The sequence below is a fragment of the Streptomyces sp. WM6378 genome (assembly GCF_001279695.1).
Taxonomy (GTDB): Bacteria; Actinomycetota; Actinomycetes; order Streptomycetales; family Streptomycetaceae; genus Streptomyces.
On sequence record NZ_LGDD01000234.1, the window covers coordinates 179,837 to 204,258 of the forward strand.

Below are 24,422 nucleotides of genomic sequence, written 5' to 3' on the forward strand. Positions count from 1 at the left end.
TCCTGAGTCTGGGTCCGCCCGACCCGTTGATCGTCCGGCAGCCGCGGGCATGGGTTCGCCCCGACGATAGAGGGTCCGGCCGGCGCCCGTGCGCCCGGAGCCCGGTGGAGCCGCTACCGGGATGTCTCACAGCAGGAACAGGACGAGGACGACCAGTGCGATCACCGCCCAGGCGAGCAGGCTGAGACGGCTGCCCCGTCCGCGCGGCCGGCCCTGGTTCCACTCCGGCCGCGACTTGAGCTCGCGCAGCCGTTCGCGCCGCTCGATGCGCCTCGCTCGTTCCTCGCGGCTCAGTGGACAACCGGGCGAAGGCGCGCTGTCGGCGGCGGCCGGACCTCCCCGGCAGGGGAAGGTCCGGGACGAGCAGACCGGGCAGCTCACTGGGTGACCTCACTCGTGCGTCAGGGCCTCGCGGGAACGGAACTTCAGCGTACCCATTTCCTTCCTAGCAGCCCGAGCGCAGGCGTCGAAAGGTATTCACGGGCAATCACCCATGGCCGTTCGGGCACTGTTCTCGGCGTCGTCACAATGAATGTTTGAAGAGGTCGCGCATGAACTCAAGGACTCACAGGAACGAAGAAATGCGGAAGCATTGACAACGCTTGTCGCGGCCCGCTTCACTTCCCCTCAACGGTCGGTGGCGGCAATTCAACTTCCTCCCAGGTGAGTGAATTGGCGTGCCCGGTCCTGCAGTTCACATCCGGTAAATGCGTGAGAGGAAGGGATTAACGATGGCGAAGATTATTGCTGCCTTGCGTGCCCGCGGTCCGATCTGCCTGCCCCAGGTCAAGAAGAGCGAGCCGAGCCTGAAGCAGGCCGCCTGGTACTTCTGGTACTAAGCCGAAGGCCAATCCCGGGCCCGCACACAACGCAGGCCGACTGAATTTCGGTCAGCGCGTGTGCGGGCCCTCCGCATTTTATTTCCGGAGCTCTTCGTATGCCACCCGTCATGACCCGCCCCAGTCCACGCACCACGGTTTTCGCGCCACGCCTGCAGGCTTTGCTGGACGAACACCTCGGCAAGGACCTCGTACGCCTCGAACCCGACACCATCGGCATCGCCGGGGCGGAACTCTCCGACCGCATCCTGGCCGCACGGCGGGCGACGGAGACCGAACGCCCCACCTTCAAGCCGCTGCACGGCCGGTCGATCTCCAAGGCGGAGGCCTCGTCGGTGATGCGTACGGTCGGCAAGGACGTACGCGCCGCGCTGGAGCAGCCGAATCCGCTGCCCGAGTGGACGGATCTGTCGGGCCCCTGGCCGATCACCGGGCACCGCTTCCTGAGCGACCTCGTCCTGCGCGACGACCCGTACCGGCTGCGCATCCTCATGTCCCGCACGCTGGAGATCGACCCCAAACTCACCTGGACCACCATCGTCGCGGGCGCCGCCCTGCCCCGGCGGCCGGCGCCGGGACCCCAACTGACCCATCTGGCCAACCTGTTCGCCGAGGCACGCGGCTACCACGACCGGCGCTACGCGATGGGCATCTACCGCCGTGCGGCCGCCCCGGTCTGCTTCACCGTCTCCACCCTCGTCGCGAACGCCCTGTGGCTCGGTTCGCCCTTCGGCGACGACGTCTCCAACCGCAACATCCTGTACGAGGCGATGCGCCTGCTCCCTCCGTCCTGGAACCTCCTGCGCAACCGGTCGCCCGAATACCCGGCCGTCGACGAGCGCATCGGGCCCGGCGACGACCTCCTGATGCTGCCGCTCCTCACCCACCGCGACCCCGCCCTGTGGGAGGCGCCGAACGAGTTCCGGCCGGAGCGGTGGGACGGCCTCGACCCGGACGACACGCCCGGATACATGCCGTTCGGGCACGTCTCGGAACGGTGCTGGGGGCGCCACATGGTCATGCCGCTCGCCGAACTCCTCCTCGACCACATCCGCCGCACCGGCCTCGTCGTCGCCCCGGGCCAGCGGTCCGCCGACGTACCGCTGGTGGGACTCCTGGGTGTGAAGACCGTCCACGTCGGTCACCGGAACAAGGTGCGCCATGTCTGACATCGAGATTCTCGGTCCGTCGTTCTTCGAGCACGCCCACGCCACCTACCGGCGATGGCGTGAGGAAGGCGGGATCCGCCACGCCCGGTATCCGGGGCCGACCCCGGTCGAGGGGTGGGTCGTCACCTCCTATGCCGAGGCGAAGGAACTGCTCGCCGACCCGAGGCTCTCCAAGAACGGGGCGGTGGAGAGGTTCGGCCGCCACGTCGGACTCACCCAGGGCCCGGGCAGCGCCTTGTTCGCCCACATGCTCAACTCGGACCCGCCGGACCACACCCGGCTGCGCAAGCTCGTCCAGCAGGCGTTCACCGCCCGGCGCACCGCGGCGCTGCGGCCGATGATCGAAGCCCATGTGACCGGACTGATCGACGCGTGGGAAGGGCGCGACGAGGTCGAGTTGATCAGCGAGTTCGCGCTGCCGCTGCCGGTGGCCGTCGTGTTCGATCTCTTCGGCGCGTCCGACGCCGACCACGAGACGCTCCAGGTGCGCGGCAACACCCTCGACGGGGGCCAGGGTGACGGCGAGGTGTCGGTGTTCACCGCCGAATCGATGCTCGCCTACCTGCGGGCGCTCATCGCCCTCAAACGCGAACACCCCGACGACGGGCTGCTGTCCGCGCTGCTCCAGGCCCGCGAGGAGGGCGAGGAAGCGCTCACCGAGGACGAGATCACCTCGATGGCCTTCCTCCTGTTCGTCGCCGGCCACCAGACCACGGTCAACCTGATCGCCAACGGCATCTGCACGCTGCTCACCCACCCCGATCAACTCGCCGCGCTCCAGGCCGACTTGACGCTCATGTCGGGCGCCGTCGAGGAGATCCTGCGCTACGAATCCCCTTCGGGCCTCGCCTCGTTCCGCTACACCACCGAACCGGTCACGGCCGGGGGAGTGACCGTGGACGAGGGCGAGTTCGTGCAGATCTCGCTGCTCGGCGCCAACCGCGATCCGAGGGTGTTCGCCGACCCCGACCGGTTCGACATCAGCAGGGCGGACGCCGCCAAGCACATCGCGTTCGGCCACGGCATCCACCACTGCCTGGGCGCCCCGCTCGCCCGCCTCCAGGCCGAGATCGCCTTCACCCACCTGCTCACCCGCCACCCCGACCTGCGCCTGAGCGAGGCCCACGAGGCGCGGTGGCAGGCCAACCCCCGCCACCGCGGCCTTCTCTCCGTGCCCCTGCGGCTGAAGTAGGCACGGGCGCGCGGCCGGTTACTGCTTCGCCGGCTACTGCTTGGCGGCGCAGATCACGTCGTAGGGCCGGCCGATCGCCATGGTCAGCCGCATCGGTTCGGTGGTGCCCGCCGGGCACTGCGACGTCTCCTTCGTGAGGCCGAGCACCTTGTACGTGTCCGAACCTCCGGAGGCGCAGGGGACTTCCTTCGCCGTGGACGTGACGCAGTCGCCCTTGACCAACTGGCCGCCACCGGCGCCGGCGTCCCCGGGGTGGTCGCCGGACAGGTTGCGCCCGCACACCGTCTTGGTGGGGATGCCGCCGCCCTTGCTCTTCGAGGAGCCGTAACTGACGCTCACCTGGATGATGAGATCCGTGCCCGCCGGGCACTGGATGGAGTCGGGCATGAAACTGGCGGCCTGGATGTCGAGGGCCTTGAAGGTCGCGCCCGAATCGCCGCAGCCGAACGCCTTGTAGCCGTTCGGCTTGTCATCGGGGTCGGGGCCTCCGCAGTCACCCACCTTCCACTCCCCGCTGTCGTGAGAGCCGGACGAGGACGACGAGGACTTTCCGCTGTCGTGCCCGAAGAGCTTGGACGCGCCGAACCCGAGACCCAGGAGCACCACGAGAACCACCAGTGAGGGGAGACATCCCCCTTTTCTGCGGCGCTGGTTGGGCGGGAGCGTGCTGCCCGGGTCGACCATGGTGTTTCCCCTCCTGGGAACGGCGGATGACGTGATCACAGGTGTGGACGCGACATGAACACCTCATGGTTCCGACCCGGCGCGGGGCAGCTCACCCCGCCCTCGAAACCGCTCTGCGCCCACGGGAGTTCGAGCGGCCGGAGGAGCCGTGCCCGGAAGCCGGCTCGTGACGGCGCTGCGCACTGTCGCTGATCCGGATCAACAGGGCCACCATCAGCCAGTTGGCCACCATCGACGATCCGCCCTTCGCGAGGAAGGGCAGCGCCTTTCCGGTGAGCGGGATCAGCCCCATGACACCACCCGTCACCACGAACACCTGGAGCACCAGGGCGCCTGCCATGCCCGTGGCGAGCAGCTTGCCGAAGGGGTCGCGGGCCAGCATCCCGACGTGGAGGCCGCGCTGGGCGAGCAGCCCGTACACGAGCAGGACCGCCATCACCCCGGCCAGGCCGAGCTCTTCGCCGACGGTGGTGAGGATGAAGTCGCTGTTCCCGGCGAAGCGGATGAGTTCCGGGTGGCCCTGGCCGAGGCCGGTCCCGGTGATGCCGCCGCTGCCGAAGCTGAAGAGGGCCTGGCCCAACTGCTCGGATATGCCCGCCTTCTTGCCCTCCGGGGTGAAGGCGGCCATCGGGTTCAGCCATGCCTCGACCCGGCCGTGGACGTGCGGCTCCAGCGAACCGACCACCCCGGCGCCGACCACGGCCATCAGCAGACCGCACACCACCCAGCTGGTCCGCTCCGTGGCCATGTACAGCATGATCACGAACAGGCCGAAGAAGATCAGGGACGTACCGAGGTCGCGCTCGAAGATGAGTACCAGGAGGCTGAGCGCCCAGATCGTTGCGATCGGGCCGAGCTGGCGGCCGGGCGGCAGCCGCATCCCGAGCAGTCGGCGGCCGGACAGGGCCAGCGCATCGCGGTTCACGGTGAGATAGCCCGCGAAGAACACCGCGATCATGATCTTCACGAATTCGCCGGGCTGTACGGACAGCGACCCCATCATGATCCAGCGCTTGGCGCCGAACTGGTCCGCGCTGGAGAACGCGGGGGCCATCAGGAGCACCAGGGCGACGGCCATCATCAGGTAGAGGTAGCGCTGGAGCAGGCGGTGGTCGCGCAGGACGATCAGCAGGCCGACGCAGACGGCCACGCCGATGACCGTCCACACCAGCTGTCCGTTGCCCACGGGGGCGATCTTCAGGCGGGGTTCGGCCACGTACGTGATGTCCAGGCGGTGCAGGAGGACCAGGCCGAGGCCCGTGAGCAGCAGGGCGAGCGGCAGCAGCAGCGGATCGGCCCGTGCGGCCCAGCGCCGTACGGCCAGGTGCGGGACCAGCGCGAGCAGGAAGACGGCGACGGCGAACCCGGTGAACCCCGCGGGCAGCCGGCCCTGCATCGACAGGCCGGTGCAGGCGTAGCCGCCGAGCGTGATCACGACGACGAAGCCCAGCAGCCAGGCTTCGGTCCGGCGCCTGTTCGGCGCCTCGGCCAGGGCCGCGAACGACATCGTGTGCCCGAAAGCGTCCTCCTCCGACGCGCCGGACCGTGACCGGGCCGCGTTGATCAGTCCCCGCACGCGCAACACCTCCAACCCGGAAAACCGCAGGTCCGGGATCCTCGCGCCGCCGCTGCTCGCGACGATCACACGCTGGAGGACGGCGAGGTCCCGGCGGTGGTTCCGATTCCGGTTCGCGGCGCCGACCGGTTGGTGGGGGCGTGTCCCTCGTCGGCTCAGCCGTCCACGCGGATGGTCGGCGGGCGGGGTCAGCCTTCCTCGGGCTTGCTCCGGGGTCGGCAGGTCATGTTCAACCGGCCCGGGCCGAGGGTGCCGCGGACCTGGATGGTCATGGTGGCGCCGGGGTCGGGGTGCAGGCTCCAGCGGGCGCAGACGGTGGCCAGCGCCAGCGTCATTTCGATGAGGGCGAACTGGTCGCCGATGCATTTGCGGTTGCCGCCGCCGAACGAGACGAAGGTGCCCCGGGGCAGGCTGTCGGTGTTCTGGCCGATCCAGCGGTCGGGGTCGAAGCGGTCGGGGTCGGGGAACAGCTCGGGGCGGTGCTGGAGGAGGTAGGCGCTGTACAGGAGGGCCGTGCCCTTGGGCAGGTGGCGCCCGGCGAGCGTGGTGTCGGTGGTGGTGACGCGGGTGAAGAACCAGCCCGCCGGGTACATGCGCAGGACCTCGTTGATGACGCGCCGGGTGTAGGTGAGGCCGTCGAGGTCCTTCGTGGTGGCCGTACGGCCGGCCAGGGTCCTGTCGACCTCGGCGTGCACCCGCGCCTCGGCCTCGGGGTGCTGGCTGAGCAGCCACAGGGCGAACGCCAGGCTGTTGGCGGTGGTTTCGAACCCGGCGCCGATCATGACCATGAGCTGGTCACGGATGTCCACGTCGGTCATCGGCTCGCCGGTGTCGTCGTTGCGCGCGGCCAGCAGCATGGAGACCAGGTCGTCGCCGCCCGGGGACGACCGACGCTCGGCGATGATGCCGTCGATGGCGCGGTGCAGCCGGTCGCAGGCGCGGCGGTAGCGGCGGTTGGCGGGGGTGGGCAGCCGGTAGAGCGGGCCCAGCGGCAGCATGACGCGCTGGTAGATGCCGTCGATCACGGTGTGCAGACTCTGCTGGACCTCGGCGACGGCCTCGTCCTGCGCTTCCGCGCCGAGCACGCTGCGGGTCACGATGCGCAGGGTCAGGGTGGTCAGCGCGTCGGTGACGTCCAGGCGTTGGCCCGGCCGCCAGCGGGAGGTCATGCGGTCGACCTCCTCGCCCATCACCACGGCGTACTTCTCGATCCGGTCGCTCTGGAAGGCGGGCTGCATCTGGCGGCGTTGCCATCGGTGCTCCTGCCAGCCCGCCATGGGCAGACTGCTGCCGAAGAGCACACGCGCCTTGTCGAAGAACGGGCCGCCCTTGTCGAAGGTGCGGGAGTCCGTGAGCATGCGCTGGGCCGCGTCCGGTTCGCAGACGACGTACGCCGGCCAGGGGCCCATTCCGATGAGTACGAGGTCTCCGTGTGCGGGGAGCGAGGACAGGAACTCCAGGGGGCGTGAGTGGAGTTGCCATGCGTGGCCGAGCAACGGCCAGGCCCCGGGGGCCTTTCCCGTACGCGAGGGAATCGTCGTGCTCACGGTGGGGCACCTCCGGAAGGAATCCGCCGACGCGGGGCTCGGATCGTCCCCGGATCCTGAATATCCTCCCCACCGGGATGGCGCGGAACCCGGCGCGAAGCAGCACGGACGGCGCGCGGTCGTGCGCCCCGGCGCCGTGTTGTGCCACCGTGCCGTGCGTGGGGCTCGTGCTTGTCTGGCCGCCCCGCTGTCGCGCTTTTGCCATACACCGAAGTCCCGCACTGTGCAGGAGTGTTGAGGGTGTGGGTAGGCGGCGCCTCAGGGACCGGTGGGCCTTGCGCCCTGGAGGCGTTCGAGGTCCGAGGGGCGTACCTGAATGGCGAGGAGGGCGATCAGCGCGGCCACCACCGCGAAGATCGCGGCCACGATGAAGGCCGTGGACACCCCGGACGTGAGCACCTGGTCGCTCCACGGGCGCGGCAACTGTCCGGTGCGCCGGAACATCAGGCGCTGCGCCGGATCGGCCTGGGCCAGGAATTTCGGAACCTGGTCGGTCGCCTCGTTCCGGCTGGCCGTGCCGAACACCGTGACCAGGATGGACAGGCCCAGCGAACCGCCCACCTGCTGCATGGCGTTGAGCATGCCGGAGGCCGCGCCCGCCTCGTGCGGAGGGACACCGGAGACGGCCATGAGCGTCAGCGAGACGAAGTTCAGACCCATGCCCAGGCCGAAGACGAGGATCGGGCCGAGGATGCTCCCCGGATAGGTGGAGTGGATGTCCGTCTGCGTGAGCCACGACAACCCGGCCGCGGCCAGGATCGCGCCCGTCACCATGAAGGGCTTGGGCCCGTATTTCGGCAGCAGTTGGGACGCCAGACCCGCACCCACCGCGATGATCGCGCTGACCGGCAGGAAGGCGAGACCGGCCCGGAGCGGGGTGAAGCCGAGCACGTCCTGCACGAACAGGGTGAGGAAGAAGAACATGCCGAAGATCGAGGCGGCCAGGCTCAGCATGATGCCGTACGTGCCCGCACGGTTGCGGTCGGCGAACATGTGCAGCGGAGTGATCGGCTGCTGCGAGCGCCGCTCCACCAAGACGAAGGTGAAGAGGAGCACCACGGCGGCGCCGAACGACCCCAGCGTGAACGGGTCGCGCCAGCCCTCCTGGGCAGCCCGGATGAAGCCGTAGACCAGCGCGACCATACCGAGCGTGGAGGTCAGCGCTCCGGCCAGGTCGAAGTGGCCGGAATGGCGTTCGGACTCCTTGATGTGCCGCGGGGTGGCCAGCAGGATCAGCGCGGCGATCGGTACGTTGACGAACAGGACCCAGCGCCAGTCGAGCCATTCGACGAGGATGCCGCCGGCGAGCAGACCGATCGCGCCGCCGCCCGCGGAGACCGCCGCGAAGACTCCGAACGCCCTGTTGCGTTCGAGGCCTTCGGTGAACGTGGTGGTGATCAGCGCGAGCGCGGTCGGCGAGGCGATGGCGCCGCCGACCCCCTGGATCGCGCGCGCCGCGAGCAACTGGCCGGAGTTCTGCGACAGTCCGCCGAGCAGGGAGGCGATCGCGAAGAGCAGCACGCCGCACATGAAGACCCTGCGCCTGCCGACGATGTCGCCGGTGCGCCCGCCGAGCAGGAGCAGCCCGCCGAAGGTGAGGGTGTAGGCGCTGACCACCCAGGCCAGGCCCGTGGTCGAGAAGTGCAACGCGCTCTGGATGTGTGGAAGGGCGATGTTCACGATGGTGACGTCGAGCACCACCATCAACTGGCACGAGGCGATGACCAGGAGCGCGATCCCCTTGCCGCCGCCCTTCTTGCCGGGGGCGGCGGTCTCGATCGTTGGTGGTCTCGGCTGCGAACTCGTCATGGCGGACCTTGCCCTCGTGCGAGGGGCCGTGGACGCTGACGTCCACTAATCGACCTTATGCCCCGGTCTGGTGCGTGACCAGTCGATCAAGGCCTCCGCGTTGCCGACCGCGCGGCCAGTTCGCGGGCCAGGCGCTGCCCTGTCGAGGTCGGCGTACGGGCGAGCCCAACGCGGGAAGTCTTGCGATAGGGGATGGTGGGTGCTGGGTGCCCCCTTGCCGAGTGCGAGCCGGAAACGCACCTGACAGATCACGGTCGTGGGGCTTATGCTCCCGGCGATGACAACTTCCTCCGTGAACAGATTGGGGGACCCGTCCGCGCAAGGTGAGTGCTGATGCTCACTCGGATCGCGAATGGGGATTCCCGCCCTTCCTTCTGGCTGCGCGTGCGCGAGTTCGCCGTGCCGCCCTCAATGATCGAGACCGCGACCGCCCGCCGTTCCGTAGGGGACTGGGCAGGCGCGTGTGCCGCCGCAGGTGTCGATGTCGATCTCGATGTACGTTCTGTGGCGCGCACCCATGGCCAGGAACTCGCTGCCAAACTCCGGGCGGACCTACGCCAGTTGGTGCCCGACCTGTTGCGCTGGCACATGCCGAGGGTCGCTCCTGACGGGCTGTTGCGCCCAGGTCTGACCATCGCGCTGGCCAAGTACGGCGCCGCGGTTCCTGGCGGCGCGAGCCCGGTCCACCTCGTGGCCCGGACCGCACCCGCCTGGGCGGACGCGGGCCAGCGGATCAGCCTCGCGCTGTGGGGCGGAGCCCGCCCCGGATCCCGCTTCGAGGCGGCCGGTGCTTCGCGTCATCCGCACCCCCACCCCCACCCACGGTTCCGGCTCGACCTGCACCGACATCTGTGGGACGCGCGCAGGACCGACGAACTGCGGATGCGCTCCGGAGCCGACGGGCACGACGGGCCAGGAGGCCGCGACGCCTCCGGTGGGCCCGATGGGTCACTAGCCGGCGGCGGTCCCGTGCTGGACCCGGCGGTGCGGGGCGCCGTGCCGCCGGGCCACCGGTGTGCCCTCTCCCGGTGGGCGCCCGAGGCCGCGATTGTGCTGCGCGCCGAGGGGCGTTCCACGGGCGCCGTCACCGTACGGCTGGGCTCCCGGGGCCGGCTGGCCCTGGAGCTGGTCACGGACCCGGACGGTCTCGGCCCGCCCACCCTGCGGCTCGCGGCAGGGCCGCCGGGCACCAACATTCCGGCCCCGCCGGTCCTACCCGACGCGGCGACCTGGGAGCTGCCCGACCTGGACCTGCTCCGCACCGGTTCCATCGAGGCCGACCGGCTGCATCCGCTGGTCGCGTCGGCGCTCGCACCCGGTCATGCGCCGCCCGCCCGTTCCCGGGCTCCCGATCGACCGGACCGACCGCGCCTCGTGGAGTGCCGGGGAGAACAGCACCGGATCGGCCTGGTGGACGGGGTGTTGGCGCCGCTCGACCATGACCCGGCCGAGATACGGCGGGAGGAGCTCCTTGTCGCCCTGACCGGTACGCCACTGCCCTGCCTGCAGGTCATCGACGAGGCGCACCGACGTCCGGAGTGCCTCGTCGGGGTACGCGAGCGGCTGGATCACGGTGACATCGCCGGAGCGCTGGCCGTCGTCGAGCAACTGCTCGGCCCCGAAGCGGTGTTGCGCGGCGGCGCGCTGCGGGACGAGCTGGAGGCGGCCGCGCAGCAGCGGATCACGTACGGGCTGTGCCGGTCGGAACTGATCGGCCCCGGACCCGGCCGCCTCCACCCCGGCCCTTCCCGTCCAAGCGACCGACGCTCGCACCCCCGCCATACCCAGGCCCGCTGACAAACGCCGTCGGAAGGGCCACTCCCGCAACCCCGCCACACCCACTCCCACTGATGGCCCTGCAACCGTCCGCCAGGCCGACGCTCGCACCCCCGACGCACCCAATCTCCGCTGACCGCCCTGGGTCCCATGCCCCCGCACGCGCGCTCAGCTCACCATGCACACCCACGAACCCATAGGTGATGACCACATATGCCCACACGCACCCAGTTCACCGCCATCGACACGCGCCACTCCATGCCTGACCCCCACGCGCACACACAATCCCAACTCGACGTAGCGGGCGAGCTGTTGACCCTGCTGCGCGACACCACCACCGAACCGCGTCCCGACACGCAGCTTGAGGCGCTGACCCTGGCGGTCGCCGCCGACCTGCCCGTACTTCTGTGGGGTGAGCCCGGCATCGGCAAGACCGCGGCTCTGACCCAGCTGGCGGTTGCCCTGGATCTTCCGCTGACCACAGTGATCGCCAGTGTGCACGAGCCGTCGGACTTCTCCGGCCTGCCCATCGTCGGCGACGACCCCGCTGAACAGGGCGTTCCGATGGCGCCACCGGACTGGGCCGTGCGCCTGGTCCGGGCCGGCCGGGGGCTCCTCTTCCTCGACGAGCTGTCCACCGCGCCGCCCGCCGTCCAGGCCGCGTTGCTCCGGCTCGTACTGGAACGGCGCATCGGCGCCCTTCAACTGCCGCCCGGCGTACGCATCGTGGCGGCCGCCAACCCCCGGTCTTCGGCGGCCGACGGGTGGGAGCTCAGCCCGCCGCTCGCCAACCGGTTCGTCCACCTCCAGTGGACCCACGACCACGAGGTCGTCGTGCGCGGCCTGGGCGGCACATGGCCCCGGGCCACACTGCCCCGGCTCGCCCCGCACAAACTGCCCCAAGCCGTGGACTTCGCCCGCCGCGCGGTGTGCGGGCTCCTCGCCGCCCGCCCCAAACTCGTCCACCAACTACCCAGCAACGAAACCCGCCGGGGTGGCCCTTGGCCCTCGCCCCGCAGCTGGGAGATGACCCTGTGCTTGATCGCCTTCGCGACCGCGGCCGGCGCCTCCCGCGACGTACTCGCCCTGCTGGTCAGAGGAACGGTGGGGGACGGCCCGGGCCTTGAGCTCCTCGCGAGCCTGGACCGGATGGACCTCCCGGACCCCGAGACGCTGCTCGCCGACCCGGTCGGCGCCGAGCTGCCCGAGCGAGGAGACCTGCGGCAGGCCGTGCTCGACGGGGTGGTGGCCGCCGTACGCCAACGCCCCGACAAGGCCCGCTGGGACGCGGCCTGGGCGCTCATGGTCCGGGCGGTGGAGAGCGGAGCCCCGGACCTGGTCGTCGTCCCGGCCGCCACGCTCGCGGCACTGCGCCGGGAGGACTGGGACGTGCCCGAGGCGATCGAGCGGCTGGCCGGAGCGGTGTCCCTGTCCCGGCGGGCCGATCACGCGGCGGCCCGGGCGCGGGCCACGACGAAGGCGGGCCGATGACCAGCCGGGCCGCACCCGGAACCCTGAACCACGACAAGGTTCCCGGCAGCCTCGACCTCGACAAGCTCTTCGCCGCCCGGCTGCACGCCGCCCGCGTCCGGCCCTACCTGGCCACGGCCCTGTTCGCCCTGCACCCCGTGGAGTCGCGGCGCGTACCGACCATGGCCGTCGACCGGCACTGGCGGTGCTACGTCTCGCCGACGTTCGTGGCTCGCACACCGGTGGAGGAGCTGGCCGGCGTATGGGTGCACGAGGTGTCCCACCTGCTGCGCGACCACCACGGGCGCAGTGACCGGCTCGCGCGCGAACGCGGTCTCACCGGCCGGGGCGAACGCCTGCGGATGAACATCGCCGCGGACTGCGAGATCAACGACGACGTGTACGGCGACGGCCTCGTCCGGCCCGAAGGGGCGGTCGAACCCGGGGCGTTGGGGCTCGATGCGGGTGAGCTCATGGAGGATTACCTGCTCAAGTTCGGGCTCGGGCCGACCACACAGCTGATGGCGTGGCTCGACTGCGGCAGCGGTGCCGACGGGCTTGAGCGGGACTGGGAGCTGGGCCCGGACGGCGCGCACGGCCTCAGCGAGCAGGAACGCGACGCGGTCCGCTTCCGCGTGGCGCAGGGCATCCGGTGCCGTCCCGGTACGGCACCGGACGGATGGCGGCGTTGGGCCGAAGAGGCCTTCCATCCACCGCAGCCGTGGCGGGAATTGCTGGGCGCGGCGGTCCGCTCGGCGGTCTCCGGGGCAGGCGCGGGCGAGGACTACACGTACGGCCGGCCGGCGCGGCGCTCGGCCGGAATGCCCGGCGTGGTGCTGCCGAGCCTTCGGCGCAAGCCGCCTCGCGTGTCCGTGGTCATCGACACCTCCGGCTCGGTCAGCGACGCCGAACTGGGCAGCGCCCTCCTGGAAGTTGCCGCGATCTCCCGTGCGGTGGGCGGCCGTCGCGACCTGGTCTCCGTGCTGCCGTGCGACGCCGCGGCCCACATCGTGCACCCGCTGTGCCGCGGCGAAGGAATCCCGCTGATCGGTGGCGGCGGTACGGATCTGCGTGAGGGCTTCGCCCGGGCGCTGCGGGCGCAGCCCCGTCCCGACGCCATCGTGATCCTCACCGACGGCCAGACCCCCTGGCCGGCCACTCGCCCACCGTGCCGGACGGTGGTGGGTCTGTTTCCACGCCACCGGGCCGCCCACGCGTGGAACGAGCACGACCCCGACTACGAACCGGACACGCCGCCCGCGTGGGCACGGGTGGTTGAGATCGGGTCGGCTCCTTCCAGCAGGTGAGCCGGAGGTCCGCTCGGCTTTCGTCAGCGGCGGGCGCGGGCGAGGAGGGCGGCGTGCGGGAGGACCAGGCGGCCCGCGGGCCCGGCGAATTCGGCACTGAGGAGATCGAAATGGCGCTTGATCTGCGCGAGGGTGTGGTCCGGCTGACTCACCACGGTTCGTCCGATGGCGCCCACACCACCGACCGCCCCACCCCACCATTCCTCGACTTCTGTGTGGTGGTCCCACTGGAGCGACTCGCACATCACATCCTTCAGGCCTGCCGATGTGAGGAGTGCGGCCAGTCCGGTCTCGGTGCGGGCGAAATCGTCCTCGGCGGCCAGCGCCGGGATGTGGGGCGGCCGGGCCGCGCCCGCGGCCTGGACGGCCCGGCCGAGCAAGGCCTGTCCCGGCGCGGTGGGTACGGACCAGATGGTCACCGCGATCCATCCGCCCGGGCGCACCACACGACGGAGTTCGGCCAGCGCGGCCCTCGGCCGGCCCACGTGGTTGAGGACGAAGTTGCCTGTCACGGCGTCGAACAGGCCGTCCGAGAAAGGGAGTTGAGGAAGCGCGGCCAGGTGCATCTCGGCCGTGGGCACGGCCTGCGCCGCCAGCTCCACCATGCTGATCTCGGCGTCGACCCCCGTCACGCGCGCGCCCCGCGCACAGGCGGCCGCCGCGACCGTGCCCGTTCCCGTCCCCACATCAAGCACCCGCACCCCGGCCCGCACCCGAGCCGCGTCGAGCAGCCGGGGGACCGGATGGGCACACAACTTGCCGAAGCTACCCGCGTACGCCTCGGCCCGCCCCGCCCAGATCCGCCGCTCGCTCGCGTCGAAAGCCGTCGACTCCACCGGTTCCGCCCCTCTCTGTCACCCCGCGCCCCCACCAGGCGCATCCGGGCACCCTACGCACGGGGATGCTCCGCACGTCGGACGCGAGCCACTTATGGGTACATCTTGGGGGATTCCCCGGCGGGGAACGCGGGCAGGTGTACCGAGGTGACTGCCATGGCGTTGCCGGCGTGGGCACACTGTCGCGATGTGGTGGGTGCGACCGGCGGTTGACCTGGCCGAGCGGAACAACAACCCTGCTGTTCCGTTGGCCGGTTGCCGTCACGGCGTGGTGCTGATCGATAGTGGACGACCAGGTCGCCCACATAGAATCCGGCCCAGGCGGCACGACACACCGTCATGCAGCTCTCACGCACCATGCGACGGTGAGGGGTACCAGCACTTTGCTGCCCTGGCCGGCGAAGGAACGGACACCTGTGGTCACAGTCTTGATATTCCTCGGCCTGCTCGCCGGAGCGGCGGTACTCCTCGTCGTGACGTTGCTGCGGCGCGGGAACTCCCGTACCGAGAACGCGGAGGGACTGCTCATCGAGCAGCAGAGCCGGATCCAGGCACACAGCGACCGGGTCTCCTTCGGCACGTTCTCGGTGCACAACGCGCCGCCGACGATGACGGATCAGCACCGCCGCTGACCGGCGCGCCCCCGCGCTCGCCGGTATCGCCACCAGAGCAGTGGTCCTCCACACGATGAGATGAGAGGGGCGCGGGGCACGGGACTCGTACGGCTCAGGGCCTGCGGCGCCCGACGGCCAACGAACCCAGGACCTCCCGGGCCAGGCCCCGGGCGAGCTCCACCTTGTACGCGTTGTGCCGCAGCGGCACCGCGGTGGCCATCTCCGCCTCCACCGCCTGCTCGACGGTCTCGGGGGTGGGCTTGGTGCCGAGCAGCGCCGCCTCCGTCTGGCGGGCGCGCCACGGGCGGTGGGCCAGGCCACCGAAGGCGACGGCGACGTGCTGCACCACCCCGCGCTCCACCTGCACGACGGCCGCGACCGAGGCCAGCATGTACGTGTCCGACGCCCGGTCCCGCGCCTTGCGATAGCGGGAGACGGCCTCCTTGGGAACGGGCGGCAGCAGCACGCCTGTGATGAGTTCGCCGGGCCGGAGCACGGTGTCCTGCTCGGGTCTTTCCCGCGGCAGCCGGTGGAAATCGGTCACGGGCACGGTCCTCACCCCTGCGGGACCGGCCAGCTCGACCAGCGCGTCGAGCGCCGCGAGCGCCACGGCGAGGTCGGAGGGGTGGGTCGCCACGCAGTGCGGCGAGTGGCCGAAGACGGCGTGATCGCGGTTGACGCCGTCCAGCGCACCGCACCCGCTCCCCGGCACCCTCTTGTTGCAGGGCCTCGACAGGTCCTGGAAATAGCCGCACCGCGTGCGCTGAAGGAGGTTTCCGGCCGTGGTCGCCATGTTGCGCAGCGGACCCGAAGCCCCGCTGAGCACCGCCTGCGCCAGCACGGGATACCGCTCCAGGACGACCGGGTGCGTGGCGAGGTCGCTGTTGCGTGCCGTGGCTCCGACCCGTACCGAACCGTCCGGCTGCTCCTCGATCCGGTCGAAGGGCAGCCGGGTGATGTCGACCAGGATGTCGGGCCGCTCGACCCCGAGTTTCATCAGGTCGATGAGGTTGGTGCCACCGCCCAGATAGCGGGCCTCGGGACGCCCGCCGTGGGCGGCGGCCGCCTCCGCCACGCTCCGGGCGCAGACATAGGAGATCGGCTTCACGTGGTCAAATCCTGTCCGGCTCGGGCCGCGCTCGGGTAGGCACCGCAGCGGCACAGATTGCCGCTCAGCTGCTCCCGGACCTCGGCTGCGCTCAGCCGCACCGGGGGGTCCGCCGGCAGCTCCATGTCGGTGACGACGGGGGGTTGCTGCCCCGGGTCGCCGGAGTGCGTCCCTTCGGGCGAACCCTGCTGGTCGGGTGCGCAGTGGCCGCACTGGAAGGCATCCCGGTCGACGGAGGGCCGCCGCAGCGGGTGGAGGCTGTCGTGCGGGCCCGATGTGCCCGCGAGCCCCTCCACGGTGACGACCTCGCGCCCCTCCTGCGCGACGGCGAGGAGCAGACAGCTGATGACCCGACGCCCGTCGAGCAGTACCGTGCACTCCCCGCACCGGCCGTCGTCACACCTCTTCTTCGAGCCGGTCAGGCCCAAGTTGTCGCGGAGAACCTCCAGGAGGGTGGCGCAGTGCTCCAACTCGACCGTGTGCGTGGCGTCGTTGACCCGCAGGGTCACACGTGAGTCGGTCGCGCCCGGGCGGGCGGCCTGGGCGCGGGGCCCCGGGCCGCCATCACTTCTGCCGTGCAGTGCTTCCATCGTTCACGCGCTCCTTGGTACGGACGGCCAGCAGCCTGACCGCGTACCCACCCTCGTACAGCTCACCCCCCACGGCATCTCGACGACCGGCGCACGGGTGGTCTACCAGGGCAGCGGGCCCTCGGCGTCGAAGTAACCGCCGGTCGGGCCGTCGGGGCCCGTCAGGGCCATGCGGACGATGATGTCGGCTCCCTGCTCGACGGTCTGGAGGCCCGTGTTGCCGTTCAGGTCCGTCTTGGTGAAGCCGGGCTCCACCGCGTTGATCCGCATGGCCGGGAACGCCTTCGCGTACTGCACGGTGATCGCGTTGACCGCGGTCTTGGACGCCGGGTAGGCGACGCCCGGATAGCCGTACGCCGGCGAGGACGGGTCGGAGAGACGGGTCAGCGAGCCCAGGCCGCTGCTGACGTTGACGACGACCGGGGCGGCGGAGCGCCACAGCAGCGGCAGGAACGCGTGGGTGACGCGGACCGTGCCGAAGACGTTCGTCTCGAAGACCTGGCGCATGTGGTCGACGGTCACGTCCGCCGCACCCAGCACGGTGTTGCCGGCGCCCCGGACCTCGATGCCCGCATTGTTGACCAGCACGTCGAGGCCGCCGTCGGCCTCGATGACTCTGGCTGCGGCCCGCACGGACACGTCGTCGGTGACGTCGAGCCGGACGGTCCGCGCGCCAAGCCGCTCGGCGGCGAGCCGGCCGCGCTCCTCGTCCCGGCTGCCGATGTAGACGGTGTGGCCCGCGGCGACGAGCCGGCGGGCGGTCTCGAAGCCGAGCCCCTTGTTCGCTCCGGTGATCAGTGTTGTGGTCATGGCTCCATGCTGCGGCGAAAGCCCGCCGCCGGACAGGAGTCCCCTCTTCCTGGGACCGTCAGTACCAGGACGATCCGTGGCCCGGCGGGGCACAGTAGGGGCATGGCGAGCACGGAGTTCGGACGGATGGTGCGGCACTTTCGCGACCGGGTCTCCCCGCGGGCGGCGGGGCTGCCCTCGGGTGGTCACCGGCGCGCGGCCGGGCTGCGCCGCGAGGAGCTGGCGATGCTCGCCGGGATCTCGGTCGACTACGTGACCCGGCTCGAACAGGGCCGCGCGGCCAACCCGTCGGAGCAGGTCGTCGAGGCACTCGGGCGCGCACTGAGGCTGTCCGGCGCCGAACGCGAGCACCTCTTCCACGCCGCCGGACTCCTGCCGCCGGGGCAGGGCACCGTGCCCGCCTACATCACGCCGAGCGTGCACCGCATGCTGGACCGGCTGAGCGGGACGCCCGTCGCGGTCTCCGACGCGTCATGGACGCTGCTGCTCGCCAACCCGCTGTACACGGCGCTGATGGGGGAGCGGCACGGCCGCGACCGCAACGGCGCGTGGCGCGCCTTCACCGGCTCGGACGGCCGCGTCCGCCACACCACCCAGTCCCGGCTCGCGCTGGAGAGCGCGGTCGTCGCCGACCTGCGTGCGGCGGCGCGGCGCTATCCCGCCGACCAGCGGCTGCGGCAGCTGGTCGCCGATCTCCGGGCGGACAGCGCCCGGTTCGCCGAGTTGTGGGACGCCGGGACCGTGGGCCATCACGAGGCGTCCCGCAAGACCATCGACCATCCGCAGGTGGGCCCCGTGACCCTGGACTGCGACGTGCTCTTCGTCGCGGGGAGCGACCTGCGCATCATGATCTACACGGCCGAACCCGGCAGCCAGGACGCCGAACGCCTCGAACTCCTCGCGGTCCTGGGCACCCAGACCCTGGTCGGATAGCGGCAGCCCCGGCCATGACCCATCGGACCCCCTAGCGCTCGGCCGGCGCCGGTGCCAGGCCGTCGGCGACGAGGCCGGCCAGTACCGCCCGGCCCAGGGTGTGCACGGCGGACTGGGGACGGACCATCACGGTGAACTCCTTGATCCGGCCCTCCTCGTCGAACTGGAGCAGGTCGATGCCGTGGATCTGCTTGCCGTCCACGGTGGCCCGGAACGGCAGGATCACCGACGGGGCCTCCTGGCCGTCGGCACTGGTCTCGGCCGTTCCCTCGAAGCGCCCGATGTAGCGCAGGTCCTCGAAGGTGCGCACCAGGACGCCGAACAGCCCGAGCACCATCGCCTTGCCCTCGAAGGGAACGAACTTCACCGGGCTGTAGAGCCGCACGTCCTCGGTGAACAGGTCGTCAAGGGCCGCGAGGTCGCGCTTCTCCACGGCGGCGCGGAAGCGTTCGGCGGTCTCCATGTCCATGACTGGAATCTCCATGACCTCTCCTGATACTCAACAATGTGACTAGTCAGTTTCTTGAGTATGATGCAGTGGCCGACGAGGAAAGGGAAGGGGTGCTCCGATGGCCTTGCGACATGCCGTCCTCGCTGCGCTGCTGGACGGCGAGTACAGCGGCTACCAGCTGGCCAAGGCGTTCGACATCGGCGTCGCGAACTTCTGGCACGCCCTGCCCCAGCAGCTGTACGCCGAGCTCGCCAAGCTGGAGCGGGACGGGATGGTCGAAGGGCGCCAGGTGGTCCAGGAGACCCGGCCGAACAAGCGCCTCTTCCGGGTCACCGACGCCGGCCGCGCCGAGCTGGAGAACTTCGCCGCGGCCACCTCGAAGCCCTCGTTCATCCGCGACGACCTGCTCGTCAAGGTCCAGAGCGCCGACCGCATCGGCACCGCATCGGTGATCGAACAGCTCGAAGAGCGGGCCTGTGCCGCCGACGCCAAGATCGAGCTGCTCGGCGCGCTGCTGCGGCAGTTGAGGGGTGACGCGGACGAGGAGGAGTTCCTGCTCCACGGCGAGGGCATCGGCCCGTACCTGACGTGCCTGCGCGGTCTGGCCTTCGAGGAGGAGCACCGCGACTGGTGCCGGCGGATCCGGGCCGTCCTGAAGAAACGCCTGGCGGTCGGGGCCGAGCGGTGAGTACGTACGCCCACGGGAGCCGGTGCCGAGGTGGTCCCGCGCCTGACCTGCCGGAGGCCGGCTTGGTTAGGGTGGGTGCGACAAACCGATGACCAGCATGAACCGGAACAAGGAGCAGACGTGAGCGAGCCGGCGTCCATCGCCCTGCAGCAGGAGATCGCCCGGGAGCTGGAGGTCGCCGAGGCCTTCGAGGCCGAGCGGGAGATCGAGCGCCGGGTGGCCTTCCTCGCCGAGCGGCTGACCTCCACCGGTCTGCGCTCCCTCGTCCTCGGCATCAGTGGCGGCGTCGACTCCACCACGGCGGGCCGGCTGTGCCAGCTCGCCGTCGAGCGGGCCCGGGCCGCCGGCCACGAGGCCCGCTTCTACGCGATGCGGCTGCCCTACGGCGTCCAGGCCGACGAGCACGACGCCCAGGTCGCGCTCTCCTTCATCCAGGCCGACCACGTCCTGACCGTGGACATCAAGCCCGCCAGCGACGCCGCGCTCCAGGCCGCGCTCGCCGCCGGTGTCGGCTTCCGCGACGAGGCCCACCAGGACTTCGTGCACGGCAACATCAAGGCCCGCCAGCGCATGATCGCCCAGTACGCGGTGGCCGGCGCGCAGGGCGGCCTGGTCGTCGGCACCGACCACGCTGCCGAGGCGGTCTCCGGCTTCTTCACCAAGTTCGGCGACGGCGCCGCCGACCTGGTTCCGCTGACCGGCCTGACCAAGCGCCGGGTGCGTGCCGTCGCGGACGCCCTGGGCGCGCCGGCCGAACTGGTGTGGAAGACCCCGACGGCCGACCTGGAGACCCTCGACCCGGGCAAGGCCGACGAGGACGCGCTCGGTGTCACGTACGACGACATCGACGACTTCCTGGAGGGCAAGCCGGTGGGAGAGCGGGCCTTCGAGACGATCGTGAACCGCTACCGCCTCACCGACCACAAGCGCCGGCTGCCGATCGCCCCCTGACCGACGTGACGCCCCCCCCGGCTCACGTCAGGCGGGGGGCGTCACGTCGATGGGCACCGGGCCCATCGTGTTGGTGGCCGTCAGGAGAGTGGACCAACCAACCGGCCGCCTCCTACTGAAGGTGGTGGTTCTCCACCAGGACGCCGGCGATGAACGCCAGTGCCGCCACGATGCCGACGGCCAGGAGCAGGGTCAGCCACGGCAGTTCGCGCCACGGCGCGGTGCGGCGCTCCTTCACCTCGCCCGACGCCTGCGCGGGTTGCGCGGTGCCGGCCGCCACGGGGGACGCCGCCGCTGCCGCAGCGACGCCTCCTTCCCCGGTCACGGGCTGGACCGCGCTGAGGGCGGGCGCGGCGACGGTGGCCGGCTCGGGGTCCTGGCCGCCGGTCTTGGTGAACGCGTCACGGTCTCGGACCATGTCTTGGGTACTCCCTTGTCCTGATGTGGGTGCGATCGTGAGGGGAACGCCACGAGCGGGCCGGTGCGGCCCGCTCGTCAAGTCGCCCCGGCCCTACGGTGCGACGGTGGTGATCCGCACCTTCTGACCCTGCGTCAGACCGCTGGTGATCTGGGTGTTGGTGTCGCTCTCGACCCCCACCGTCACCTGAGCGGGGTGTGCGGTCCCGTCTGCTGCGACCACCGTGACCGTGCGCCGGGTGCCGGTGCCGCTCAACGCCGCCGTCGGCACGAACAGGGCGTCGGACGCCTCGCCCGCGACGATCTGGACGCTGACACCCTGCCCGGTGTGGAGGTCCTTCGTCGGGCCCAGGATGTCGAGCGTCACGGGGTACTGGGCGGAGGTCCCCACACCGTTCACGGCGAGCGTGCTGACCGACAGGACCCTCGCGTTCAGGACGCTGCTGGACTGGGCGGTCAGGGTGACCGTGGCCGCCTGACCCGGCTTGAGGCGGAGCGCGTCGGCCTCCGAGACGTTGGCCTTCACCTGCATCCCGGTCGGGTTGGTGAGGACGATGAAACCGCTCGGCGCGGCCGGGGCGCCACCCGTTCCGGCGCCGCCCGTGGTGCCGGGGGCGGGGGCCGGCACCGTGCCCGGAGCGGCGCCCGCCCCCGAGGTGTACGTCGTGCCGATCACCGTCTGCCCGACCGTGGCGCCCACCGAGGCGACGGTTCCGTCGACCGGCGAGGTCAGCACGGTCCCGTCGAGCGTGCGCTGCGCGGTGTCCACCGCCGTCTGCGCCTGGGACACCTGCGCCTGGGCCTGGACGAGCAGGTTGGGATCGATGGACGGGTTGGCGACGGGGACCACGTTCACGAACGCGGCGTTGCGCACGGACAGTTCGGCGGCAGCCCCGGTCACCGGCGGCGTCGAGGAAGTGGGGGAGGGGGTCGCGCTGGGTGTGGCGGACGGAGTGGGGCTGGGTGAGGGGGGCGGCGACGCGGGGTGGCTGGCTCCCCCCGACGGGTTGGGGGCGGAGCTGGCCGGCGGGCTCGCCGGCTGGCCCTCCTGCACCTTGGCGAGGTTCGCCTTGGCGGCCACCAGCGACGTCTTCGCCTGCGCGAGCGCCTGGCGCGCGGCGGTGTCGTCGACCTTCGCGAGCTCCTGGCCCTTGGTGACCTTGTCACCCGGCTTGACCTCGACCTTGGTCAGCTGCCCACCGGTGGTGAAGTTGATCCCGGCATCGCTCGGCGAGGTCAGCAACCCGGCCCCGGAGACGGTTGCCTGCACCTTCCCCGTGGAGACGGCGGCTGTTCGGGTGTCCGTGCGCTTGGTCGAGGAACCGTCGGAGTTCACCACCACCGCGTAAGCACCGCCCACGGCCGCGACGAGCACTACACCGAGCGCCGAATTCAACAGGACGGCTTTATGCAGCCGCGGAAGGACCTTCATACCCGGGAGCCTGTCAGCCGCTCCGCTCGTCCACCATGACCCTCCGGCCAAGCTTCCGGACCAGGCGCTTCGATAAATGATCATGGGTGGTGGGTCGCTCGGGCACCTGGAGCCGGTCACTGCCCGTGGTCACACGCGCCTCATCCTTCAGAGTGCCTCACTGGGATCCCGAATTGAAGGAATTCCACTACGTATTGTCGTCAACACCCCTTGGCGACAGGGGAATTGAGGTGCACGCTGAACGTGCGGGTCTGGCCGCGCCGGGCTTCCCCTCCCTGGTGTGGCCGGCTCGCTTCGTCAACGACGCCACAACCGCCGCTCCAGGACGGGATCGCGGACGGTCAGCACCGCTGTGGTGGCCAGCAGTCCGACGCCCGCGAGCTGGAACCCGGCCGCCCACCACCACATCAGGTCCCCCCTGGACCCGAGGATCGGGCCGACCACGCCACCCGGCGAGTAGACGACCGGCCGGTGCGCACCGTCGGGCGCCGGGCAGGGCCCGGTCCTGGGAAGCTGCTCGGTGTTGCCGTCCGGCAGGTCGACCCAGCACTGGATGTACTTCGTGCCGTGCGACCCGGTCTCTATGTCGGCGTACGCGATGGTGGCCGTGCCCTGCTCACCGGCCAGCGCCAGGAAAGCGTCCGGCGCGTGTACCCCGCCGACCACCAGCAGGGCGCCGCCGGCCCAGTAGGTCAGCCTGGCCCAGCGCGGTATGGCCCGGCTGCCGAAGACGATCCGGCGCAGCACCCATGCGTAGAGCGTGATCAGAACGATGAGGCCGAAGACGACCCCCACGCCGAAGTCGAGCAGCGCCGGGCCGAGCGTGCTCACCACGGCCACGGTGATGATCACGATCCATGCCACACCCATGGCGCGCGGGCCGAGCCCGCGTATCGCCGCGGCCGACTGCCTGCGGCCGCCCTTCTTCCCGCCACTCGTCTTTCCGCCGCCCATCGCCCCGCCCTTCACCAAGTGGCCGGAAGTCTCGCATACGCTGCTGTGGCCGCATCAGGCCTGGTCCCTGTGGTGAACCCTGCGATGCCTAAGACCCCAGGCCCAGGACCAAGGGCCGAGGCCGGGACGGAATAGCTCCGCGAGGAAGATCGCTGGAAATGGCATACGTGACCAGCCGATTGACGTGACGACACACAAGGAGACGCCCCGTATGTGGAACGGCGACGCCCTCGATCTCGATGCCTATCTGGCACACCTCGGCCACGACGGGGACCGCACCCCTTCCCTGGCGACGCTGCGCGCGCTGCACCGGGCACATGTGCTCTCCGTACGCTGGGAGAACCTGGAGGCGGTGCTCCGCAAGAGCCGCCCGCTGGACGTCCCCTCCGTCCAGGCCAGGATGATCGGCAACCCGCGCGGCGGCACCTGCTTCGAGCACGTCACCCTGTACGCGGCGGCCCTGGAGCGCCTCGGATTCGAGTTCTTCGTGGTCCAGGGCCGGGTGGAGCTGGGTTCGGGCAAGATCAGGCCCGAGACGCACGCCATGGCGATCGTCGAGCTGGAAGGCAAGCGCTGGCTGAGCGACGTCGGCTTCGGCACGAGCCCGCTCGAACTCATCGAGCTGACCGACGCGACGGACGTGACGGACGGGGTGTGGGAGTACCGACTGCGGCGCCAGGAGGTCTCACCGGGCGAACAGGGGTGGGCGCTCTACCAGCCCGCCGGCGAGCGCGAGGGGGTCGAGAAGACCAGCGACGGATGGATGGTCCGGCACACCTTCACGCTCCACCGGCAGTACCCCGTCGACCTCCAGGTCGCGAACCACTTCGGCGCCTCCAGCCCGCACTCGGCCTTCAGTGACCGCGTCTTCCTTCAGCGCCTGTTCCCCGACCGGGTGCACATCCTGGACAACCGTCGACTGACCACGGTACGGCCGGGGGTGCCCGGCCCGGCGGAGTCCCGGGAGCTGGAGCCGAACGAAGTGCCGGGGGTCCTCGCCGACGTCTTCGGCATCGAGCTGTCCGCCCAGGACATCGAGCTGCTGCTGCCCAAGCTGATCTGAACTCGCCGGAAACGGGGCGGAGTTCGAGGGCGGCGACCGCGCCCCGTGTGCGGCCGCGCCACATGCGGCCGGCTTATGTGCGGCCGCCCCATGTGCGGCCCCGCCACGCTAAGAGGCCCTAACAAAGGCGTTGGACGTGTCGGTGTGTGATGAGGCAAGTGGCGAGGCCGAGGAAGGCTTCGTGGATGTCATCGCGTCGTTCCCAG

Annotated in this window: 23 protein-coding genes; 10 read left to right on the forward strand and 13 right to left on the reverse strand. The window is 70.8% G+C overall.

Annotated features, from left to right (window positions below):
* Window positions 1-126: 126 nt before the first annotated feature.
* Entirely contained in the window at window positions 127-381 is a 255-nt protein-coding gene (locus ADK54_RS19160; RefSeq protein ID WP_053726858.1) for a hypothetical protein, read from the reverse strand.
* Between the two features lie 568 nt (window positions 382-949).
* Between ADK54_RS19160 and ADK54_RS19165 the strand changes: the two genes are divergently transcribed.
* Together ADK54_RS19165 and ADK54_RS19170 are read left to right on the forward strand one after the other, a co-directional pair.
* Window positions 950-2,008 carry a cytochrome P450 gene (locus ADK54_RS19165; RefSeq protein WP_107090565.1) on the forward strand — a complete coding sequence of 353 codons (1,059 nt, stop codon included), beginning with the start codon at window positions 950-952 and terminating at the stop codon, window positions 2,006-2,008.
* A complete protein-coding gene (locus ADK54_RS19170; protein ID WP_053726860.1) occupies window positions 2,001-3,200 on the forward strand; it encodes a cytochrome P450 family protein in 1,200 nt (399 codons plus the stop codon). Before ADK54_RS19165 ends, ADK54_RS19170 begins: the two co-directional genes overlap by 8 nt.
* Window positions 3,201-3,233: 33 nt before the next feature.
* Here ADK54_RS19170 and ADK54_RS19175 read toward each other — a convergent pair whose 3' ends face one another.
* The 4 genes from ADK54_RS19175 to ADK54_RS19190 all read right to left on the reverse strand — a co-directional run bounded on the left by ADK54_RS19175 (window position 3,234) and on the right by ADK54_RS19190 (window position 8,816).
* A complete protein-coding gene (locus ADK54_RS19175) occupies window positions 3,234-3,884 on the reverse strand; it encodes a hypothetical protein (RefSeq protein WP_053726861.1) in 651 nt (216 codons plus the stop codon).
* A gap of 91 nt (window positions 3,885-3,975) precedes the next feature.
* On the reverse strand, window positions 3,976-5,391 hold the full coding sequence (locus ADK54_RS19180) for an FtsW/RodA/SpoVE family cell cycle protein (protein ID WP_053726902.1): 1,416 nt from the start codon (window positions 5,389-5,391) through the stop codon (window positions 3,976-3,978).
* 257 nt (window positions 5,392-5,648) lie between these two features.
* Window positions 5,649-7,007, reverse strand: a complete 1,359-nt coding sequence (locus ADK54_RS19185) for a cytochrome P450 (protein ID WP_063802007.1) — start codon at window positions 7,005-7,007, stop codon at window positions 5,649-5,651.
* Window positions 7,008-7,265: 258 nt separating this feature from the next.
* Window positions 7,266-8,816 carry an MFS transporter gene (locus tag ADK54_RS19190; protein ID WP_053726863.1) on the reverse strand — a complete coding sequence of 517 codons (1,551 nt, stop codon included), beginning with the start codon at window positions 8,814-8,816 and terminating at the stop codon, window positions 7,266-7,268.
* A 333-nt stretch (window positions 8,817-9,149) separates the two neighbouring features.
* Between ADK54_RS19190 and ADK54_RS19195 the strand changes: the two genes are divergently transcribed.
* The 3 genes from ADK54_RS19195 to ADK54_RS19205 all read left to right on the forward strand — a co-directional run bounded on the left by ADK54_RS19195 (window position 9,150) and on the right by ADK54_RS19205 (window position 13,369).
* The gene (locus ADK54_RS19195; protein ID WP_053726864.1) at window positions 9,150-10,613 is read left to right on the forward strand and encodes a hypothetical protein; all 1,464 of its coding nucleotides are present in this window, start codon (window positions 9,150-9,152) and stop codon (window positions 10,611-10,613) included.
* A gap of 192 nt (window positions 10,614-10,805) precedes the next feature.
* Window positions 10,806-12,083, forward strand: a complete 1,278-nt coding sequence (locus ADK54_RS19200) for an AAA family ATPase (RefSeq protein ID WP_053726865.1) — start codon at window positions 10,806-10,808, stop codon at window positions 12,081-12,083.
* Window positions 12,080-13,369, forward strand: coding sequence for a DUF2201 family putative metallopeptidase (locus ADK54_RS19205; RefSeq protein WP_053726866.1), 1,290 nt, complete (start codon window positions 12,080-12,082; stop codon window positions 13,367-13,369). Before ADK54_RS19200 ends, ADK54_RS19205 begins: the two co-directional genes overlap by 4 nt.
* A gap of 23 nt (window positions 13,370-13,392) precedes the next feature.
* Here ADK54_RS19205 and ADK54_RS19210 read toward each other — a convergent pair whose 3' ends face one another.
* Window positions 13,393-14,205, reverse strand: a complete 813-nt coding sequence (locus ADK54_RS19210; RefSeq protein ID WP_053726867.1) for a class I SAM-dependent methyltransferase — start codon at window positions 14,203-14,205, stop codon at window positions 13,393-13,395.
* A gap of 416 nt (window positions 14,206-14,621) precedes the next feature.
* Between ADK54_RS19210 and ADK54_RS19215 the strand changes: the two genes are divergently transcribed.
* Window positions 14,622-14,837, forward strand: coding sequence for a hypothetical protein (locus tag ADK54_RS19215; protein WP_053726868.1), 216 nt, complete (start codon window positions 14,622-14,624; stop codon window positions 14,835-14,837).
* Between the two features lie 94 nt (window positions 14,838-14,931).
* Here ADK54_RS19215 and ADK54_RS19220 read toward each other — a convergent pair whose 3' ends face one another.
* From ADK54_RS19220 to ADK54_RS19230, 3 genes are all read right to left on the reverse strand, one after another.
* Window positions 14,932-15,927: an FAD binding domain-containing protein gene (locus tag ADK54_RS19220; protein WP_053726869.1), complete on the reverse strand. Its 996-nt coding sequence runs from the start codon at window positions 15,925-15,927 to the stop codon at window positions 14,932-14,934.
* Window positions 15,924-16,517 (reverse strand): (2Fe-2S)-binding protein, encoded by a 594-nt coding sequence (locus tag ADK54_RS19225; protein ID WP_053726870.1) that lies wholly within the window; start codon window positions 16,515-16,517, stop codon window positions 15,924-15,926. Before ADK54_RS19225 ends, ADK54_RS19220 begins: the two co-directional genes overlap by 4 nt.
* A 102-nt stretch (window positions 16,518-16,619) precedes the next feature.
* On the reverse strand, window positions 16,620-17,327 hold the full coding sequence (locus ADK54_RS19230) for an SDR family NAD(P)-dependent oxidoreductase (protein WP_053726871.1): 708 nt from the start codon (window positions 17,325-17,327) through the stop codon (window positions 16,620-16,622).
* A gap of 102 nt (window positions 17,328-17,429) precedes the next feature.
* Here ADK54_RS19230 and ADK54_RS19235 point away from each other — a divergent pair, with 102 nt between their 5' ends.
* A complete protein-coding gene (locus ADK54_RS19235; protein ID WP_053726872.1) occupies window positions 17,430-18,260 on the forward strand; it encodes a helix-turn-helix transcriptional regulator in 831 nt (276 codons plus the stop codon).
* Between the two features lie 31 nt (window positions 18,261-18,291).
* Here the strand turns inward: ADK54_RS19235 and ADK54_RS19240 are convergent, their stop codons facing one another.
* Window positions 18,292-18,723, reverse strand: coding sequence for a nuclear transport factor 2 family protein (locus ADK54_RS19240; RefSeq protein ID WP_053726903.1), 432 nt, complete (start codon window positions 18,721-18,723; stop codon window positions 18,292-18,294).
* Between the two features lie 106 nt (window positions 18,724-18,829).
* Here ADK54_RS19240 and ADK54_RS19245 point away from each other — a divergent pair, with 106 nt between their 5' ends.
* Together ADK54_RS19245 and nadE are read left to right on the forward strand one after the other, a co-directional pair.
* A complete protein-coding gene (locus ADK54_RS19245) occupies window positions 18,830-19,399 on the forward strand; it encodes a PadR family transcriptional regulator (RefSeq protein ID WP_053726873.1) in 570 nt (189 codons plus the stop codon).
* A gap of 120 nt (window positions 19,400-19,519) precedes the next feature.
* On the forward strand, window positions 19,520-20,350 hold the full coding sequence (gene nadE, locus ADK54_RS19250) for an ammonia-dependent NAD(+) synthetase (RefSeq protein ID WP_053726874.1): 831 nt from the start codon (window positions 19,520-19,522) through the stop codon (window positions 20,348-20,350).
* A 112-nt stretch (window positions 20,351-20,462) separates the two neighbouring features.
* On the opposite strand, the gene ADK54_RS19255 is transcribed toward nadE, so the two are convergent.
* The 3 genes from ADK54_RS19255 to ADK54_RS19265 all read right to left on the reverse strand — a co-directional run bounded on the left by ADK54_RS19255 (window position 20,463) and on the right by ADK54_RS19265 (window position 23,153).
* Entirely contained in the window at window positions 20,463-20,768 is a 306-nt protein-coding gene (locus tag ADK54_RS19255; RefSeq protein ID WP_053726875.1) for a hypothetical protein, read from the reverse strand.
* Between the two features lie 93 nt (window positions 20,769-20,861).
* Complete coding sequence (locus ADK54_RS19260; RefSeq protein WP_159047839.1) at window positions 20,862-22,199, reverse strand: efflux RND transporter periplasmic adaptor subunit; 1,338 nt, start codon at window positions 22,197-22,199, stop codon at window positions 20,862-20,864.
* A gap of 297 nt (window positions 22,200-22,496) precedes the next feature.
* Window positions 22,497-23,153, reverse strand: coding sequence for a hypothetical protein (locus ADK54_RS19265; protein WP_053726877.1), 657 nt, complete (start codon window positions 23,151-23,153; stop codon window positions 22,497-22,499).
* 184 nt (window positions 23,154-23,337) lie between these two features.
* Between ADK54_RS19265 and ADK54_RS19270 the strand changes: the two genes are divergently transcribed.
* Window positions 23,338-24,216, forward strand: coding sequence for an arylamine N-acetyltransferase family protein (locus ADK54_RS19270; protein WP_234392134.1), 879 nt, complete (start codon window positions 23,338-23,340; stop codon window positions 24,214-24,216).
* The last annotated feature ends 206 nt before the right edge of the window (window positions 24,217-24,422 follow it).